This window comes from Paenibacillus sp. J22P143, assembly GCF_059692035.1.
On sequence record NZ_JCAUAQ010000022.1, the window covers coordinates 1 to 19,423 of the forward strand.

The following is a 19,423-nucleotide window of genomic DNA, read 5'->3' on the forward strand; positions in this document are numbered from 1 at the left end:
ACGATTAGCACATAGATCGGAGCTAGATACATAATTGCCGTTGCAATTAAAGCGCAATATAGGAGCGTACGCATGATTCTGGAGGATGATGTGCCTGCCATCTACGACTCCTCCTTTCTGGATTGTGAAACTAAGTAGGGAACAATTAGCAGAGATACCATGATCAGCATAATCATCGCAATCGCTGCCCCTTGGGCGTAATGATTGCCTCTGAATGTCGTCTCAAACATATATACACCGGGCATATCCGTTACAAACATGGCACCGGGACCTGTCATTGCATAGATCAAATCAAATATTTTCAGAGAGACGTGACCCAAAATAATCGTCATACTGATAGTCACGGGTTTCAACATCGGTAATATGATTTGAAAAAAGACTTGACGTTCCGTTGCACCGTCAACCCGAGCCGCTTCTCGCAGCTCCTCCGGGATTGCACGTAATCCGGCCAGATACATGGCCATTGAAAAACCAGACTGCTGCCATACCGCAGCAAAAACGACGGCAATAATTGCAAGCGGAAGTCCGAATTCAATTTGTCCCCATGAGAAATGAGGAAGCACGTCTGTACTGATATACCACTCAGGCCCTTCCTTGATGCCAAGACCTTTAAGTAGTAAATTGACGCCAGTTGTAGGGTTAAGAATCCATTGCCAGACAACACCAGTGACAACAAAGGAAAGTGCTAACGGGAACATGAAAATATTGCGAAACAATGCTTCTGCACGAATCTTTTGATCAATAAGCATTGCCAAAAAGATACCTATAAACATACTGAACCCAATAAACAGTACGGTAAACATCAATGTATTTCGAAGGTCCGACTGAAAACGGAAGTCGCTAAATAAAAACTTAAAATTAGCGAGTCCAGCGAACGAAAGGTCTTGTTTAAGCGTATTCCAGTTACTGAGTGAAACGTAACCAGTCCAACTAATAAAACCGTATACGAAAATGGCTATCGCGATCAGGGAAGGCGCTAGCATTAAAATCGGAGAAAGGCTCTCCATTTTCCAAGTTCTTTTTTTCTCTCTATGATGAACTTTTGATGCAATATCAGTAGGATTTATTTGTCTGACTGAGTTCATGTCCTCTCCATCCTCTCCGAATATAAGGAAGAAGGCTGAAAAATCAGCCCCCAACCTCAATTCAGTTTTATCTTATTTGGAAATGCCGTTTGACGAAGCAGCTTGCTTGAAAGCTGCAGCCGCTTGATTCACATCACCCTTCGTTACAAAGACTGTGATGGCTTGATTCACTTGCGTCGAGAAGCCTTCGGATGCCGCAGAGCCGTGTGCGAGGCTAGGCGCCAGCTTCGCTTTCTTAAAGTCCTCAATGGTTTGTTTGCCGTAAACGTCGTACTTAGACACATCCGCATCCACGCGTGCAGGGATGGAGCCTTTCAATGGATTAAAAGCGTCTTGACCTTGAACGGAGCCGAGTACCTTCAAGAATTCTTTGACCGTATTCGGATCTTTCACGTCTTTAGGCAATGCAAACGTATCCGTAACGACCATAAAGCTGCCTTCGGAATTCGGAGTTGGTGTCCAACCGAATTCTTCGTTCGGCTTTAATTTCAGGTCAGTCGTGAAGTAACCTTTCTCCCAGTCGCCCATGACATTCATGGCAGCCTCGCCTTTGGCGACCAGTTGCGCAGCGTCCTGCCAGTTTCTTGCCGCATGATCTTTGTTCGCGTAGGTTAGCATCTTTTTGAAAATCTCCAGTGATTCTTTAACTTTCTGATCGTCAAAGCTCACTTTGCCTGTGAATAAGTCCTTGTAGCCATCAGCTCCCATATGGCCAAGCAGCACGTTCTCAAACAGCATCGTAGCCGCCCATGGCTCTTTGTCACCAAGTGCTAACGGCGTAATACCTTTGGCTTTAAGCACGTCCGCAACTTTGAAAAATTCGTCAAACGTTTTTGGCGGCTGCAAACCATTCGATTCGAATACTTTTTTGTTATAGAACGTTACATTACCGCGATGGATATTAACAGGTACGGAATAAATTTTGTCACCGTTGCTGACTAACTCAATCAAATCCTTCGGAAACTTGTCTTTCCAACCCTCTTGCTCATACAGATCATTCAGCGGTTGAACTTTATCAGCTGCCACCCAACCGGAATTCAATTCTGCGCCTCCATGTACCTGGAATGTACCTGGTGGATCTCCACCCTGCATACGGCTGGCCAGAACAGCCTTGGCATTCGTTCCCGCGCCGCCTGCAACCGCAGCATTGATTACCTCTATATCCGGATTCTTCATCTTGAACAGCCTTACCAGTTCTTTTAGCCCCGCCTCTTCGCCTGCACCAGTCCACCAGCTAAAGATTTCGACTTCCTTTTTTGCAGGCTGCTGTGTTGCAACAGGCGTATTATCTGTGTTTGGCTGTTTGGAAGCTTCTGGAGTTTTCGTCGTGCTGCAAGCCGTAAGCAGAAGTCCCGCAGCTGTCAAGACAGAGAAAGTTACTTTGAGATTGTGTTTCATTGTTAATCCCCTTCCCATTTCTATAAAGTTTGTAAACGCTTTTACAATTCTTATTTTAAATAATTTTGATCAGAAAGATAACGTATGAAATCTATCATTTATTCCATTATGAAGCACAAGTACAGCTTAACAATCTATTAAAAGTTTCTAACACAAAAAATAAACCTGTAATCGACAGTTCCAACTGGGACTACAGGTCAAGTGTATAATCATTCATGAAAGCGGCCACATGCATGGCCGTATTCCTCTGGTTTACACTCAGTTTCTTACCTTCTCAACCAGATTCCGAAGTTTACTGGCAGCATCAAGCAGTATGCTTCTCGGGTCTTCGTGCAAGGTCAGTATTTTGGCTAACGCATCATTCTCAATTTCGACCATAGCCGGATAATAGGTCAGGGAAGGCTCAGGTTTTGCGGTCTTCATGCTTTCCAGAATCAGAGCGAAATCAGGCCTCTTACTGGAAAATGAAGGGTCGGATAAAATGGACCGCCTTGCAGGAACTCCGCCAAATTGGGCGTATATGCTCCCGCCACGCTTTCCTGTGGCAAACTTGATAAATTCCCACGCATCAACTGGATGCTTCGCGTTCGCCGTCAACGCCAGCATCCAACCGTGCTGAAACGGCGTTCGATAGATGCCTCCGAATTGATCGTGGATTCCCGGAATCAAGGCGATCTTAATTTCGTTTTTGTAAAGAGAATCACTCTGATGAATCATATCGATTGCTGAATTCCATTACGGTGCGGCCATTGCGATTTCACCCGAAAGAAGCGCATCTCTCGTTCTGGAAAAATCCCATGTAATCATATCTGAGGGAACTATGCGCTCTTGAACAAGACGATTCAAAAATGAACCAGCTGAAATTGAACTTGCCTGGTCAAAAAGCACTTGTCCCGTATTCTCCTCAATCACATCTCCTCCATAAGTCCAAAGTAATGAGGAGAATATTTTAGATCGTTCCTCAGGTACGACGGCAGGCATGGCAAGCCCCCAGCGAGTTGGCGAGTCTTCATTACCCTGCTTCGTAAATTTTGCCGCGACGGCGTAAAGCTCATCCCATGTTTCCGGCGGTTTCGGAATTAAATCCGATCGATAATAAAGAAAATGTGTACTGATATCCGTCGGAAGCGCGAAAGTAACTCCTTTATACGGATAAGTCGAAAGAAAATCATTGACATCAAACAATTGACGATCCGTATACCGAGAATCATTAATAAAAGGATCTAGCGGTTGCAGCGCTTTCGTGTCGGCAAACTGCGCGATCGAGGTATTCGGCAAAAAAACAACGTCAAACGCATTCGTTCCGGCAAAGAGCTGCGTTCCTACCGATGTAAAGTAAACATCGCGACCCAGCTCTATGAATTCCACCTGGATGCCGGATTCCTTCTCAAACACTTTAGCGATTTGGCGCAAGCCTGCTGATTCGGAACCGGTTCGGATAAGTACTTTAACCGTTCGTTTCGCGCTGATCGCCTCAGACGGTTCAATATCTACCCGATTCATTAACACGACTCCGCTTACTGCCCAGACGATCAGAAGCATGAAAGAAACGAAAGAAACATAAACGATTCGGTTCAGCCTAAATTTCATGGTCAGACCTCCATCGGTTTTGCTGCGAACAGATCTTGGTGAGGCAAAGTAACGATAACAACGGTTCCATCTATAGAATTGACAGAAAACTGCAATCCGTAATCTTTGCCAAACGCAAGTTGAATGCGTTGCTGAACATTACGCAAGCCAACATGTTCACTGGCGTGATCGGATTTTAATATTTGCTTGACATGTTCCATATCCAGTCGCCCTCCTGTGTTCGCAATAGAGATGCACACCTTTTCGCCGATCTTATTCGCTACGATCGAAATCGTCCCCTTCTCGCTCGACTTCGAAATTCCGTGTTCAATGGCGTTTTCAACCAACGGCTGCAAAATTAGCGGCATGATCCTATTATTACGAATCGCTTCCTCTATCGAAAGTTGATAGCTGAATTTATCCTGGTATCGATACGATTGAATGATCAAATAATTTTGAATATGTTCCATTTCCTGTTGAAGCGATATCCATTCTCTGTCTGAGTTCAAGGTGAATCTGAAAAACCTTCCAAGCGCCGTAACCAGCTTACTGACAGTCTCTGCTTTATATTTGACAGACATCCAATACATGGTATCCAATGTGTTATACAAAAAATGAGGATGAATTTGCATTTGCAAAGCTTTTAACAAAGCCTCCCGCTTCTCTCGCTCTTGAACTTCATTTTGCTTGATAAGCTCGCGAGTGCGTAAGATTAATTGATTAAAATTCCTATTTAGAATACGTATTTCCCATATGGGACTGTGTTCTTCTACCAAATGGTGCAATGAAGCCGAGGACATATGACGGGCCAGCTGTATGACCGGTTTAGAGATCGAAGTCGCTAACAAAAAAGAAATAATAATGGAGACGCATGCACCCATTAAAGTCATCAAAAGCAAATAGCTTAATATCTGTTGATTCGTTCCAATCAATTCATTCATGGGAACGATAGCTGTCATTTTCCAGCCGCTAACTTCGGAGCTATTGAAGGCTAACAGCCATTCGTTGTCGACAATCTGATATCCATGCTCTTTATTGGTTACGGAGATTATGGCATCAGTAAGCTTGATGTTGTCCATCAATTGCCTTTCTTGCTGGTAAACTCGATCACCAGAACGATCGGACACAAAGATAGCCCCGATCTGAACACTTTGCAAATTCTCCTGTATAAACCTGTCGTTAAATTGTATAAATAAATACCCTTTCACTTTACCTGAATTACTGTCAATTAAACGGCGAGCCGCTGATACCGATTCCTTGATTGGCGTGTCAAAACTTTCCTTCGGATGAAAGACTTCCCTTGATTTACTAAACCAATGAAGCTGAAGCGGTTCTTTGTCAATTAGGTTGACGATATATTGAAAATTTACAAGATCTAACTGACTCTTTGATCTGAAAGTGTTATCTGTTGAAAGGATGTTCATCTCTGGAGTAATAAAATGAACAGCCTGAATATACTCCAGCCTGCCTCTAAACAAATCGGTGTAAAATTTTTCTTTAAAATGTTGACCTGCCTCAAATATTTGATAGGCGGAACCGAAAGAGCCGTTAAGAAAATCCAGGTCTGACGATTGGTCATAAAGTAAAGACCATGTCAAGCGGTCAATTTCCGCTAAGTTGGCATCCATTGCGCGCTGCGCCTGTTCAACGGTTTGAAGAAGAAAATGGCTTGTTTGCTTCTGAATAATTTGATTTTCCTTATGATAAGTAATCAAAGCAATAACCAAAAAAAGGAATCAGCATCAGTGTAAGAAAAGCGCCCAGTAATAGTGTACGAATAGAAACGGAATGGATTGGTTTTATGATGGCGTTCACTTTGCTTTCTGCGTTGGTTTAAAATCGTAACGAACGCCTATGAATAACGTCGGCGATAGTCACCCGGGGAGATTCCTTTCAGCTTTTGAAATTTATCATTAAAATGCCGTGCTGTTGAAAATCCGCTTTGCTCTCCAACTTCATATATCTTAAGCACGCTGGTTGTAAGCAATTTGCAAGCATGATCGATTCGCATGCTACCGATGTAATCCTGAAAGGGCATTCCCATTTCCTTGCGAAAAAGCCGGCTTAAGTAATTAGGCGAGATGAACAGAGCATCTGCTACATCCGTTAGTTGCAATTCTTCCGTAAATCGTTCGTGGATGATATCCAAGGCATTAATAATCTGAACCGACTTGGGCATTTCGTTATTGTCATTCGTCAGCGCAGGCTGATTGTGACGGTTGGTTTCAACCCAGTGATCCCATTCGCTTTTCCCCTTTTGTAGCACCCTTGTCAGTTCCTCGACTCCTACTGGTTTCATTAAGTAATCGATAGCGCCAAGTCGTATGGCCTCCTGGGCGTATTTAAAATCGTCGTAGCCGCTTACAAAAATGACTTTAACGGGATAGGGCCGGGGAAGGGCGGTCAGCTTAGTTGCCAGCTCTAATCCGGACATTTGGGGCATACGGATATCTGAAATGATGGTTTGAACATCATGCTTTTCTATATACGCCCATGCATCCAATCCGTTCTCAAATACACCAACCAATTGAACATTCAAAGATGACCAATCCAAGTTATTTTGAATGCCTTCGCGAATCCAAACTTCATCATCGACAACTATCGCTCGGCAAATATCCAGATTCATCGAAATCCCCCTTGTTTCAACATCCTATAAAAGAAGCCCCTCTGAAGGTCATAAATAGTAGCTTTCTCGTTGAAGGCGTATTGTTAAAAGAGGATGGCTATTAAGCCATCCTCCATAAAGGGTTAATTCAGAATCATTCTAGCTATTGCCGCAAGGTCGACAATGTCAATCTTTCCATCGTTATTGATATCCGCGAGTTTATACTGTTCCCAGTTCAGGTCGCCTACCTTTTTACTGTACAAGGAAGCAACGATGGCCAGATCGCCGATGCTGACTCCGCCCTCTCCGTTCAGATCACCTGGAGCCCGGTTGATGATCGACGATATAAAGGCTTGCATAGCTGCATTCAATTCGACCGTCGCTTGCTCTACTTGTTGCAGGTTAGCTGCCGCATTGTCCGCTACCACTTTGGCTTTGTCAATCGCTGCCTGAAGGGCAGCTTTCGACCCAATCGGGTACTGTCCTACTTTCGTTCCTTCTACTGCCGCTTCATGCTTGGATTGAGCATCGGCAATCAATGCATGCAAGGCTGCTTTATCGATAACGATGATTTGTACATTGTGAGAAGTTCCTTCCACGTCCGTCTCTGGGCCATCAGCTCCTGCAACAACGAGGTTGAACAGCGTTATCGTTCCAGTAGTCGGCTGTATGATATCTTTAGCCTTAAAGAACAGCTTCAGCAAATCCCCATCCGCCTTAACTTCCTGTCCGGATCCTAAACTTGCCATAAGAATCCGAAGCTCTCCCGGCGTTTTCTCCTTCGTTTCCACGACAGCAATCCCGGTCTTAAGCGAATCTGCGGAAACAAATTCAAACTGCGCCGGATTGTAGGTTACAGTCAAATCCTGAGCATAGACGGCTTGAGTAACATTACGCAGGCCATAGGTCATGTCGAACGACTGGCCGGTGGCGACAATGCTTGCACCGGATAAGGCGGCTTTCAGGTTTCTCGGAACCGATGTCAGAAGGAAGTTAATCTTGTAGGTTCGTTTTGCGATGCCGTCAACCGCTGTAACCTCAATCGTTGTCGTACCCGGAAGACGATCCGCAGCGCTTATTTCAACGGTTGCGTTCGGATCCGTTGTCGCTGCGGTAACCGTCGGTACGACCTTTGTAGCCTCAGACAGTTGAACATCGTAAACGAGCTTATCCATACTGAAATCAGCCAGTGGCGTGGCACCAATCCCGATACTGCTTAGCGTAGCATCGCTGCTTAAAACTGGGTTCGTCGGGTCATCCAAACTGCGCGCTTTCACAATAATATCGAACGTTTTGGTGCGGCTTGCCGTTCCTTTGCTTACGGTTGCAGTCAATATGACCGCAGCATCCGGTTGATTTACCGCCGGCCGGATCACTTTCCCGTTCTCGCCAACGACGTTTGGCTGCGAACTATTCCAAGCAATCGTTACGCCATGCAAACCTGTTTTTGGCAGCGCCAAATCTTTTTTTACAGTCTGAGGATCGACACTCAGTTGTAGCAACCCTATCGCTTCGTCCACCAGCTTCTGATCGGTGGATTCTACGGTCTCGGCTTTCACCGTTACGTATAACAATTTAATGTCCGATGCATTGCCTTTTCTTACTTCTGCAGTCAACACGACGGTTACATCCGAGTCTCCAACACATGGACGAAATACTTGACCCATATAATTGAGGATCTGCGGATCCGAACTATTCCACGAAATGGACGTTCCTTGCGAGCTGAGTGTTGGCAATGTCAAATCCCCTGTAACCGCGCTTGTATTACCGAGATCAATCGCTGCGACAGCCGATTGAACCGCAATTTCATCCGCAGTAATCGCCTTCACCGTCACGGTAAACGCCTTTTCGTCGTTAAGGGCTCCCCTGCTGAGCTTGGCAGTCAAAGTCAACGTAACGTCAGGCTGTCCGATCCCCGGTTTCTTGATAATATGACCACTATTGTCCATGAACTCGGGATTGGAACTTATCCAAGTTATTTCAGTATCCCTTATGGACGTAATAGGCAAGATCAAATCCCGAGTTACCGTGCTTGTGTCTCCCAGTTTAAGGGCCGCTTTAGCCTCCGCCAAAGCCTCGGCTTCAGTTAATACTTTAACCGTTGCGGTAAATGGTTTCGTCATACTGAATGTGCCTCTGGAGGCTTTCGCCGTCAGAATGACATTTGCGTCTCCCTGCCCCGGATTCGGGCGCGTTACGTGTCCGCTTGTATCAACGATGGCTTTATTCGAACTCTCCCATTCAATTTTAGTCATTTCAACTCCAGTTGTTGGTAAGTTCAAATCGCTTACTACGGAGCTGACATCCCCGAGACTAAGCGCATTCATCGTTTGCGTTACTACGGCTTGATCATCGAGAGCAGTAAACAACTCAATTTCAGCAAGCTGTATCATGGAATCCCCGCTATTAGCGGTGACATTCAATTTGTAATATTCGTATGCGGTATCGTTATTAAACTGATACAACTTTGTTAGAAAGCGTGAAGGGAATGTTTCATTCGTTCTGGCATCCACCTGTGTCCACGAGTTTCCGTCATTAGAACCCAACAATTCCCAATTTTTCGGATCTCTTGACGCAGCGTCATTTGCCGATGTCAGGGTATATGCCCTTACTGCGTACTTAGCATGATCCTTTAATTGCATGCTAACCCAGCCGGTTGTTTGCTTTGTAAGCCATTTCGTTTTCGTATCGCTATCGAACAATTTCTCAACGGTTTCGTTTGGGGGGTTATTCCCGCTTGCAGTCACGATGATACCGTTATCGGTCAAATCCGGCCATAGCCTAGGCGGCATATTCCCCGCTGCATGAGCCGTTTGTAACCCTAATGGGGCAACGTACAACATTAGCCCCATTAGCAGCATCATACAAGTAACAAAAGTGGATGGTTTCCTGAAATCGCTTCTTTTCATATTATACCTCCGTAAGATTCCTTAAATTACAGGCTCCGTATGTCATAGTCGGTCGTTACCTTGAGATCAATTTGCGATTTCAACTAACTTCCATAATTGAGCATTACTGCCATTCCAATCGTATATTTGAACTTTGGTCCCATCCGCAGTTCCAGAACTGGCTACATCTATCGCTTTACCGCTATTCGTGTTTATCAATTGATAAATATCGCCGTTGCCGAGATTCGACACCTTCCAGTTCTGAGAGACTGAAGTGCTGTTTGTCGCGATGACTAAGCCTGTAGAGTTATTCACTCCTCCGTTTAATGTATCGAGCGCCTTGCCCGTGGCCGGATTAATCAGCTTATACATCCCATCGTTATTCGTGGTTATTGTCCATTTTTGATTATCCGTGCCTAGGTCAGTCCCGATTTGCACATTTCCGGTAGCTGCATCTATTTGCAGCGCCTTATTGCTGTTTATATTAATCAGCTTGTACGTGATGTTCGCTTTAACAGATTTGGTGAACTTCCATTTCTGCGAATCACCACCGTCATCCGTCTGCATGATGGTTGTATTGCCTGCAACAGCCGCCAAAACTTTACCGTTCTTCTTATTCTTTATTTTATAGTAGCCGAATTCGACAGGTAGAATATCCCAAGTCTGCTCGATGCTGCCGTCAATCGAATTGATAATCGAATCGTTGCTTGAAGCATCCATATCCAGCGCCTTGTTGCTCCCTTCTTGAACGATCGCAACCGACGAGCAGGACGGTCCTTTCAGCACCCATTTCTGACTTGAACTTTCCACATTCGTACCGACTTGTGTTTTGGTTCCATTCTCCGAGGCTGAAGCGGGAGTTTCCAACACTTGATTAGTTGCCTTATTGGTTAATTGATACGTCGCGCCAGGAGTCAATTGCGTACCTAGCTCTTGGTAAGACGGCGGTGCATCATCAGGTGATGTTCCCCAATTTACATTAGGCTGATCACTCAACCAGAATTCCAACGTTCCGCCATTGGCCACCTGCTCATAAGGCACCCAGGTGTTTGTCGTTTCCACACCGTTCAATTTCATTTTTTGAATGTACTTGGCAGCGTCAGATGCGCCATGTCCTATAATTTTGATCGAGTTGCAGTTAGGCAAGTTGATCGTAATTTCCGGGAACAACGGAGCATTCACGGTAAAGCCCCCTACGCCCGGGATAAAAGGATAAATGCCCATTGCGGCAAAAACATACCATGATGAAGTGGCGCCGGCATCATCGTTTCCAACAATTCCACCCGGACCGTTATAGAAGAGCGTGTGCATCACTCTACGTACAACATCCTGTGTCTTATAAGGAGCACCGGCAAAATTATAAGTCCAAGGGCCGCCAAAACCCGGTTCATTTCCCATAAAGGCATGCGGCGAATTAGAGCCTGCATTGAGTTCTTGGAAAAAGAAATCGAGTCGCTTAATGGCTTCTTCATTGCCTCCCATTCTTGTAATTAGCTCTTTGATGTTGTGAGGAATCATCCATGTGTATTGAGCCGAGTTTCCTTCATGAAAGCCTCTACCGCTAGTAGGATTAAATGAGGTCTCAAAATTGCCGTTGCTTAATTTCGGTTGAATATATCCGGTTTGCGGGTTAAAAAGACGAGTCCAGCTTTGTGAACGGTTCAAGTACGTATTGTATTTGTCCATGTCGCCCAGGGATTTGGCGAACTGGGCAATCGCAAAGTCAGATGAATTAAATTCCATCGTAATGCTCGCGGCTTGTCCGCTTCTCTCGATAGGAATATATCCATAAGACAGGTAATCCATCAGACGTTCACGTGGATTGAGAGGCGATGGAACCGTTCCTGTCTTATCCAAAACCGCTAATGCATCCTTCGTATTGAAATTCCTCGCTCCGAAAGCATAAAGGCTCGGTATCATGGCCGAAACAGGGTCTCCGGACATGACGTAGGTTTCCGTATTGGCTATTTGCCATAACGGCACATAACCATCGCGTTGAATCGCGTTATTCACGAGCGATTGCGCCATATCCCCCGCTTCAGTTGGAGCCAGCAAGGCAAGAAGCTGCATCTGAGAACGATAAGTATCCCATCCTGAAAACAATGAATAGTGCGTATAGCCTTCCGCCCGGTGTACCTGTTGGTCGGTGCCCAAATAGTCTCCGTTCACGTCACTGAACGTACTTGGATGCAGCATGGAGTGATACAAAGCAGAATAAAAGACTTTTTTCTGTTCCTCCGTGCCTCCTTGTACTTGAATGGTGTTTAATTTTTGCTCCCATTTGGATTTCGCTTCATGCTTGATGGTGTCAAAATTCCATCCTGAATTTTCGGTTTTCAAGTTTAATTTTGCGTTTTCCACACTGGTATAGGAAATACCAATCTTGACAAGCACTTCTTTTTTGTTAGTTGTATCGAATTGCACAAATGCCCCGGCATTCGTTGTATTTTTACGCTGCTTTACGGATGTTGAAACGTCTGATCCTGCCCAAGTGCCTGAATTTGCAAACGGCTGGCTAAATTCCGCAGCAAAATAAACATTATACTTTTTATTTTCCGCCAAGTTTGGGCCGTAACCAATTTCGCAAAATCCGCCCGTTCTGGTATATCCGGTCACAACGTTATTGCCTTCAATATTGACTTCTCCGCCATAGACGTCGCCGCCGGCTACTCCGGTATTGATCAATACCATTGCGTTATTCGTTGCCGGGTAAGTGAGTCTGCCAAAGCCCGTTCGTAACGTAGACGTCAGTTCGGTTTGAATAGCGGAACCATCCAGACGCACGCTGTAATATCCAGGGCTTGCCTGCTCGTTAGCATGGTTGAAAGTGGAAGCGTAATCCCCGAAATTTGTTCCTGGCGACCTGCCAATTTGTCCTACAACAGGCATGATCGGCAAGGCTTGTCCGATCCTGCATCCAGGTCCGTCAACATGAGTCATACTAAATCCTTGTATCACATTTTTGTTATAATCGTACCCGCCGCCACTAGGTGCATTACCGCTATAACCGTTATCCGGACTCCATTGAACCATTCCGAAAGGCAGGGTAGCACCCGGGAACGTATTCCCGATGTTTCCGCCAAATCCGTCGTCAAAGCCAGTATCAACTTCCTTCGTACCGACAAAAGGATTGACATATTCCGTTAAACTACGATCAGCGCCTCTGAGTTGAATATTATCGAGGAACCCCCGAAATGTGCCTGGAGAATCCGATTGTTTGTATGAAATCAGAATACGCTTGATCGTTTTGCCGGCAGCAACGGAACCGATGTCGGACATGATAAAGTTCCACGAATCCAGTGCCAGTTTCCCGCCTGCCCCTTGATATTGCGGATCCAGCTTAATGCCGTACTGATCTACAGATCCGGCGTCGTGCAAGTAAGAGCCATCATCGAACGCAAGATCCACGGCGACATAAGTGCTGTTCTTCCCATTGTCTACTACATTCCCATTCATACTTGATTTTCCTTGCGGATAAATCCAATACGATAAGGAAGTGTCAGACTCTACAGGAATATTGACATCGAACACTTTATTGTAGGCGAAAGACTTGCCTGTACCTGCGCTTTTACCAGAATATACAAGTGCCTTTTGACCAGATTGGTGAATCTCGCCAGAAGTGTCCGTCTCCATCCCGTTTAGTTGACAACATATTCCTTCAACATTCAGACTGCTTTCCGATTCATTTCTCCATGTCGGTTGAATATCTTGATCTTCGAGACCGGAATGGAAATTTGCGGCTTTCGCTTCGGCTTTTGGAACGGGGGCAAACGGCAAGTTTAGAACCCCTGACAATAGAACAAAACAAAACATGAAATGAAACCATCTTCGTATGGTCCTTTTCTTCATCTAATGAATCCTCCTCGGTTTTTCTGTTCCTACTTCTTATTGTTGTTCGATAACGTGTTTGCTGTCGCCCATTCAAGATCGACTTAAACACTGCATAATCCAACCATCCTCCCGCAACATTTGCGATGACGGATATAAAAGCGAGTAAATGAATCATGATCTAGCACAGCAATGCGCTTCAACTGCGGTTCTTAGCGGCACATTAAGCTTGCTGACGACGAAATACCAGTGCTCTTTTTATTCCCCATTGAATCCCCCCTGATGAAGTTATGAAAGCGTTTTACATTCTTTATCTTAAGGGTATAAAACAATGGATAAAACGTAGCGAATCTATCATTTATTCCGATTTACATCCAATATCGAAAACGATTTAAGTATGTTTTCTGCGATATTCAACCGGAGACATACCTGTATTTTTCTGAAACCACTCTCTGAAACAACGAGGGTTAGTATAAGCAAGCATATCTCCAATTTGGTAAATTTTCATGTTGCTTTCCACAATCAAGTTGCAAACTCTATTTATACGAATCTGTGAGATGTAATCGCTGAAGGACTGTCCAGTTTCCTGACGGAATAATCTACTCAGATAGTTAGGCGTAATTAATAGATCATTAGCAATATCTACCAATAAAACCTCTTCGGCACAATGATCGTGAATATAATTCAGCGCCTTTTTAATTAGATAGGAACTCGGCTCTTCAGATGGCTCTGAACGATTTAATTGTTTAAATGGTCGGACTCCGTCCGAAGTACAGAGAGTCTTAGCCATTAATAGCGCATTTTCAATCTCTACCAATTCCGAGGGCTTAAGCAAATAATCGACTGCCCCTAAGCGCAGGGCTTCCTGAGCGAATTTGAAACACTGTAACCGCTTAAAAATATAACCTTAATGCGGGACAAATCGTCCGCCGCATTCTCGCTTGCGCTATCGCGAAGCTTGGCCAGCATTTCAAGCCCTGTCATATTGGGCATACGGATATCGGAAAGAATAATATCCACCGGATCTTCTTTCAGATAGGCAAACGCATCGGCCCCATCATGAAAAACTTTAACGAGAGCGATCCCGAGCTTCTTCCATTCGATATTTTCGCTTAGCCCTTCCCGAATCCAGGCTTCGTCGTCTATAATTACCGCTCTACACTCCGCATTAGTCATTATGCATACCTCACATTCAGCTTGTAGTCAGTTGAAAGATGTTCCGCGATTCGACGAAATCTTACTTAATTTCCTTGCTTTCTACACATCGATATAACCCTATTTTAGTTTCCCGTCCTAACACAAAGAACAACAAATAATACAGTTTTCTCTAAAAAAAGAATAAGTCCCCCGATTTTTTATAGAGGCGACTTAACAAGTGATACCACAAATAAAGGATTCGTTTTCGCATATAGTCCCCCTAACGGATGGTTTCTTCCGGAATATAAATGAAACGCTTTCACAATATCTCTTCAGGTGCTTTCTTGGCGATTGGCAAAGTGAAAGCATGAATTTCAATGTTGAATTGCACTAAAACATACTTTAACCCCAGCATAAAGGTTGCTTTTATGTCGGGGTTAAAGTTTATGTTCGTAAAAATTTACGATTTACATGTTATTTATTGATTTAATATTAAATTTTCAGTTTTGCATTGAATATCCTAAAAATACGTACAATTATCACTAATATTGAACTTTTACGATATATACAATATTTTCAAAAATTCAAACCACCAAATTTGAATGAGAGTGCCCCAAAAGTGATTTTCATCAATTTGGGGCACCCTCATCCTACAAGATATTTTGATTTATCATCCTAAACTTTTGCACCGAACCTTGTAGTTCAGCAGCCATCACTGACAGTTTGCGAATTGCGTCTGTAATTGCCTGAATGGAAGCACTCTGCTCCTGTGCTGCCGCAGCGACCTCCTCATAACCTGCAGATTGCTCCTCGGTGATCCGTGAGATTTTCTGCATCGCATTCGAAATGAGTTCAAACGAGTTGACAGCTCGCTCAAGTGTATACATTAGGCGATCTGTCCGATCAGAAAACAAGGATATTCCATTGAAAATCACTTTAAATTTTTCATAAGTATCATGAATCCATGTTTGTCCTTGCTCCACTGCTTGCTTTCCTTGTGCAATACTAGCCATCATGATAAGGCTTTCATTCTGTGTGCTAGATACAAGTTCCGTAATTGAGCTTGCAGCTTTTGCTAATGAAGTAGGTAACGCCGCAAACATACCTAGTATGCCGGGAATGGAGGCCATCGGTAAAATATTAGTCAAAAAATATTTGCTATGATACGGATGAGCATGCAGCAGCTTTAACACCTCTGAACTCACTTCATCCATGGGAACGCTATCCCTGGGTATTGAGCTTTTTCGTATTAGATTATTGTAAAAGCTCCCAAACCTATTCTTCTCGCCGTAAATTGGTTTTCTCCACTTTTCACAAAATAAAAATAAGGGATTGTCCCTTCCCCATAAACCATGGATTTAGGTCAATCCCATTACTTTTGCACACTTATAATTCGACAAATCCATTATTTATTTTTTAATGGCCGCTAGAATTAATGTAACAGCTTCCGCTCTCGTGGATTGCTCAAGTGGAGCGAATTGATTACCGTCTCTTCCTTGAATAAAGCCTGCCTTGTACGCCGCCGCAACGTAGGTGGCAGCCCAATCCGGAATTTGGGAAACATCGGAGAATGTGGAAGCAGTAGTTGAATTCACGTCTAATTTCAATGCTCGAACTACCAAAGTCGTCATCTCAGCACGGTTAATTCGGTTATCCGCGCGGAAGGTATTGTCTTCATATCCGTTCACAATGCCTGCCGACACGGCTGCCGATATGCCCGGCCTTGCCCATTGCGGGATGCTTTCGTCATCTGCAAAGTCCGTCACTGCATCCTCAAGGCCAGGGAGTTGAAGCGCTCGAGTCAGCATAGCCGTAAATTCCGCGCGGGTAACAAGTCCTTGAGGGCGGAACGTATGGTCTTCAAATCCGTTCACGAAACCTATTTTTACCGCTTGCTCAATCGCTTCTTTCGCCCAATGATCGGCAATATCCGTGAATGTTTCAACCGTGTCGCCCTGGATCTTGGTTGTGATTCGAGCGTCGCCCTTTTGTGTAACTGAAGCCAATTGACTGTTTACCAACATCACCTCGTTCAGTTCTACTGTAGTCTCGCCATTGCCAATTGCATCAAATGCAAATGTACCTATGAGCACATCTCCATTCTTCCCGGCTTTATCTCCGATCATGGTGTTAGCAAATTGAATACTGCCGTTCTTCACGATTGGCGTTATGGACATGCCAGGAATGTCACTCTTGGCCTTCTTGAAACGTAATCGTTCGGGATCATACCCCAAGTTGACCTCATAAGCGTATAAGTCCTTAAGATCATGCCCTTTTACGCTGACTATGACCTCTTGGCCAGCTTCCGGTCTTTCGTTTGATATCGTTAAAGTAAATGAGGCGCTGTCTGCCGCAAAAGCTGCAAATGGAATCAGGAAGCTGATCAGCAACAGGGTCAGGCTAGTCGAAAGAAGTTTTCTTTTCATTTCATTTATCCTCTCTAATTTTTGATCAAAACGCTAGGATGATTAGTTAAGTTTCAGGAGTCCACCTCCTCCTTTGAATAGGATTGAAATGATACCTATGCTAATATTGCCTCTGACTAATCATCTAGTTGCCCTCTCAGATTATCGTATTACTATCATAAGCAAAGTGAGCATATATGCTGAACAACAAAAATACATGAATTCTTCAAGTTTTGAAGAAAATGCGTCTACTTCTTTTAAACATTTCTCTAACTTCTGCGGCTGGCAGGAGGATATAAACTTTCAATAATTCTTCTGTTACTATCATCCAATTGAATAATACCTGCCATTGGACTAGGCCATCGTGGGATGACTAAAAATGGACTTAACGTGGTTCTATTCTCGTAAATCGCATAGTACATTAGCCTACCCTTATCAACTTTGGTCTCATAGCTGCTAATGAATCCTCTTTCAACGATTATCCCTTTTTTAATTAAATATAAGTAATACAAAACACCACCGTTTTCAATGTCTTGTCTCAAAATGTCACAACTTGGTGCGCTGCTATTAAAAACATATCCATCTTCTCGATCTGGAAAGTATTCATTGTTTTTTCCACGACTTCTAAACAAGTATGTTTTCATAAAGTTCCCTTCATGTTTGTGATACATAGTTATCTTATAAAAATGCCTTCGGTGAAACTATCCTAAAAAACGATACAACTATCCGAAATAATGAACACACTCTAAGTACGGACAGTCCAAGCGACCTCCAGAAAATGAAAAAGTCTCCAAAACCCAAATGGGCTTGAAGACTTTTTGCTATTTCCCGTTAGCTTTACGCCATTCGTCCAGCTGCTTCTGTTTCTCGGCGATAACCTTATCGACACCCGATTTCTTTAGCTTGCCAATAAATTCCGGCTGAAGTTTGTCAGGATCGCCGGTTCCTGTCGTCAGTACAGATAAATATTGATCGATTATGGCCTGGCACTGGGCAATTTCAGATTTGACAGCTTCCGTATCAAAAGTAAAACCGAGGATAGGTGATAGATCGGAATTTTCATTCAATTGATTCCATATTTCAGATGTTTCAGATGTATCGTTCTCCGTTTTCCATAGGATCAAATTATTCCCGAATACCCATGGAAAGTTCGGATCATATCCGCTATCCTTGATCCGCTCTATACGAGTATCGGATATCTTTTTATATTGTTTGCCCTCAATACCAAAGTTTAATAAATTGGCAACTTGCGGATCGCTGTTCATCAGTTCAAGAAACATCATAGCCCGCTCCGGGTTCTTGGACGTTCTGGAGATAGCTGTGATTGTTGCCGCCGCACGGTCAGTCGTTATGATTGGCTTGGTAAAACGCTTTCTGTACCATTCCACACCTGTTATTGACTTCAACACCCCGCCAATGAAAGGATCTTCAGTCGAATCCAGCGTTTGGTATGCTGGTATCGCCATTGCATATCTCGCAGCTTTTCGGTCAGCTGCTATCTCTTTCGTTGTGGCAGCATCTTTTCGAAAATACCCTTTTTCGTACCACTTTCTGGATTGCGCAATGAGTTTCTTAAACTCTGGAGTGTCGTATTGGTCAATTACTTTCAAGTCTCGATCGTTCAACCGAACCCAGCCGGGCATTTTTTGATCGCCGATAATATCGAAACCATAGAAGGGGGCGGCACCTACAAAAATGTCTCCAGTCGTCGAATATTCCAGCGGAATCTTGTTAGTCTCCCCTTTTTTCACAGCATTCAGAATAGGTTCTAAATCTTCAAAGGTTTTTGCATGCTTCCAATCAAAGTGATATTTATCAGCGAGTTCTTTCTGTACATCGAATCCATAGCTGGTAGCCATAACCTGGTAGTTGATCACACCGTACAACTTGCCATTCACTTTGGCAGCGTTCCATATATTAGCGGGTACACCTGCTTTTGTTTGGGGGCCATACTTATCAAGCAATTCGTCAATCGCTATAAATGCTCCTTTGGATGCATTTTGAAAGTAATTGTTGATCCACGTCGATGTAAACGCCAGATCAAATGGTTCACCTGAAGAGATCATCAAGTTCATCTTCTGGTCATAATTCCCAAGGTCAATCATATTTAACTTAACTGTGGCATTTATTTTGGGTTTAATTAATCTGTTCAACTCTTCATTAATAGCTTGCAAATCCTTTTGCGGTGGAGAAGGGAAATAATAAACCAATTCTACCTGCTGCAGATCTTTCTGACTTGGACGATCAATCGCCAGGGCTTGCTCAGTTGTTCCAGGCCTATCTTTGGCTGGTTCTTTGGAATCACATCCTGAAATCAATGATGCCGTCGCAAACAGGATTGCCAAAATAAATTTAGAACGCTTAGACAGCCTTCGTCTCATCAAGTTTTTTCCTCCAATGGAAATAGTAAGGATCTATGTGCCAGTATTCTACATTTTTTAGTCCAAGTACGCAAGACATAAAACTGTCTAGAACATTCACCAAAAAATGCATTTTTCTACAAATTGT

14 protein-coding genes are annotated in these 19,423 nt (G+C 43.8%); all 14 read right to left on the reverse strand.

Annotation, left to right across the window (positions count from 1 at the left end; translation table 11 throughout):
- Positions 1-101 precede the first annotated feature (101 nt).
- Positions 102-1,085 carry a carbohydrate ABC transporter permease gene (locus tag AC58PQ_RS22800; RefSeq protein WP_497245642.1) on the reverse strand — a complete coding sequence of 328 codons (984 nt, stop codon included), beginning with the start codon at positions 1,083-1,085 and terminating at the stop codon, positions 102-104.
- 72 nt (positions 1,086-1,157) lie between these two features.
- Entirely contained in the window at positions 1,158-2,483 is a 1,326-nt protein-coding gene (locus AC58PQ_RS22805) for an ABC transporter substrate-binding protein (RefSeq protein WP_497245644.1), read from the reverse strand.
- A 258-nt stretch (positions 2,484-2,741) separates the two neighbouring features.
- Entirely contained in the window at positions 2,742-3,200 is a 459-nt protein-coding gene (locus AC58PQ_RS22810; RefSeq protein ID WP_497245646.1) for a hypothetical protein, read from the reverse strand.
- A gap of 18 nt (positions 3,201-3,218) precedes the next feature.
- On the reverse strand, positions 3,219-4,073 hold the full coding sequence (locus AC58PQ_RS22815; RefSeq protein ID WP_497245648.1) for an ABC transporter substrate-binding protein: 855 nt from the start codon (positions 4,071-4,073) through the stop codon (positions 3,219-3,221).
- 2 nt (positions 4,074-4,075) lie between these two features.
- Positions 4,076-5,767 (reverse strand): sensor histidine kinase, encoded by a 1,692-nt coding sequence (locus AC58PQ_RS22820; RefSeq protein WP_497245650.1) that lies wholly within the window; start codon positions 5,765-5,767, stop codon positions 4,076-4,078.
- Between the two features lie 137 nt (positions 5,768-5,904).
- Positions 5,905-6,678 (reverse strand): response regulator transcription factor, encoded by a 774-nt coding sequence (locus AC58PQ_RS22825; RefSeq protein ID WP_497245652.1) that lies wholly within the window; start codon positions 6,676-6,678, stop codon positions 5,905-5,907.
- A 122-nt stretch (positions 6,679-6,800) separates the two neighbouring features.
- Positions 6,801-9,566 carry an immunoglobulin-like domain-containing protein gene (locus tag AC58PQ_RS22830; RefSeq protein ID WP_497245654.1) on the reverse strand — a complete coding sequence of 922 codons (2,766 nt, stop codon included), beginning with the start codon at positions 9,564-9,566 and terminating at the stop codon, positions 6,801-6,803.
- Between the two features lie 66 nt (positions 9,567-9,632).
- On the reverse strand, positions 9,633-13,394 hold the full coding sequence (locus AC58PQ_RS22835) for a GH92 family glycosyl hydrolase (protein ID WP_497245656.1): 3,762 nt from the start codon (positions 13,392-13,394) through the stop codon (positions 9,633-9,635).
- Between the two features lie 370 nt (positions 13,395-13,764).
- Positions 13,765-14,208, reverse strand: coding sequence for a helix-turn-helix domain-containing protein (locus AC58PQ_RS22840; RefSeq protein ID WP_497245658.1), 444 nt, complete (start codon positions 14,206-14,208; stop codon positions 13,765-13,767).
- A 14-nt stretch (positions 14,209-14,222) separates the two neighbouring features.
- Positions 14,223-14,549, reverse strand: coding sequence for a response regulator (locus AC58PQ_RS22845; protein WP_497245660.1), 327 nt, complete (start codon positions 14,547-14,549; stop codon positions 14,223-14,225).
- Positions 14,550-15,160: 611 nt separating this feature from the next.
- Complete coding sequence (locus AC58PQ_RS22850; RefSeq protein WP_497245662.1) at positions 15,161-15,724, reverse strand: methyl-accepting chemotaxis protein; 564 nt, start codon at positions 15,722-15,724, stop codon at positions 15,161-15,163.
- Positions 15,725-15,919: 195 nt separating this feature from the next.
- The gene (locus AC58PQ_RS22855) at positions 15,920-16,936 is read right to left on the reverse strand and encodes an S-layer homology domain-containing protein (protein ID WP_497245664.1); all 1,017 of its coding nucleotides are present in this window, start codon (positions 16,934-16,936) and stop codon (positions 15,920-15,922) included.
- Positions 16,937-17,184: 248 nt separating this feature from the next.
- Positions 17,185-17,559, reverse strand: coding sequence for a hypothetical protein (locus AC58PQ_RS22860; protein WP_497245666.1), 375 nt, complete (start codon positions 17,557-17,559; stop codon positions 17,185-17,187).
- A 177-nt stretch (positions 17,560-17,736) separates the two neighbouring features.
- Positions 17,737-19,296, reverse strand: a complete 1,560-nt coding sequence (locus AC58PQ_RS22865) for an ABC transporter substrate-binding protein (protein ID WP_497245668.1) — start codon at positions 19,294-19,296, stop codon at positions 17,737-17,739.
- Positions 19,297-19,423: the final 127 nt, after the last annotated feature.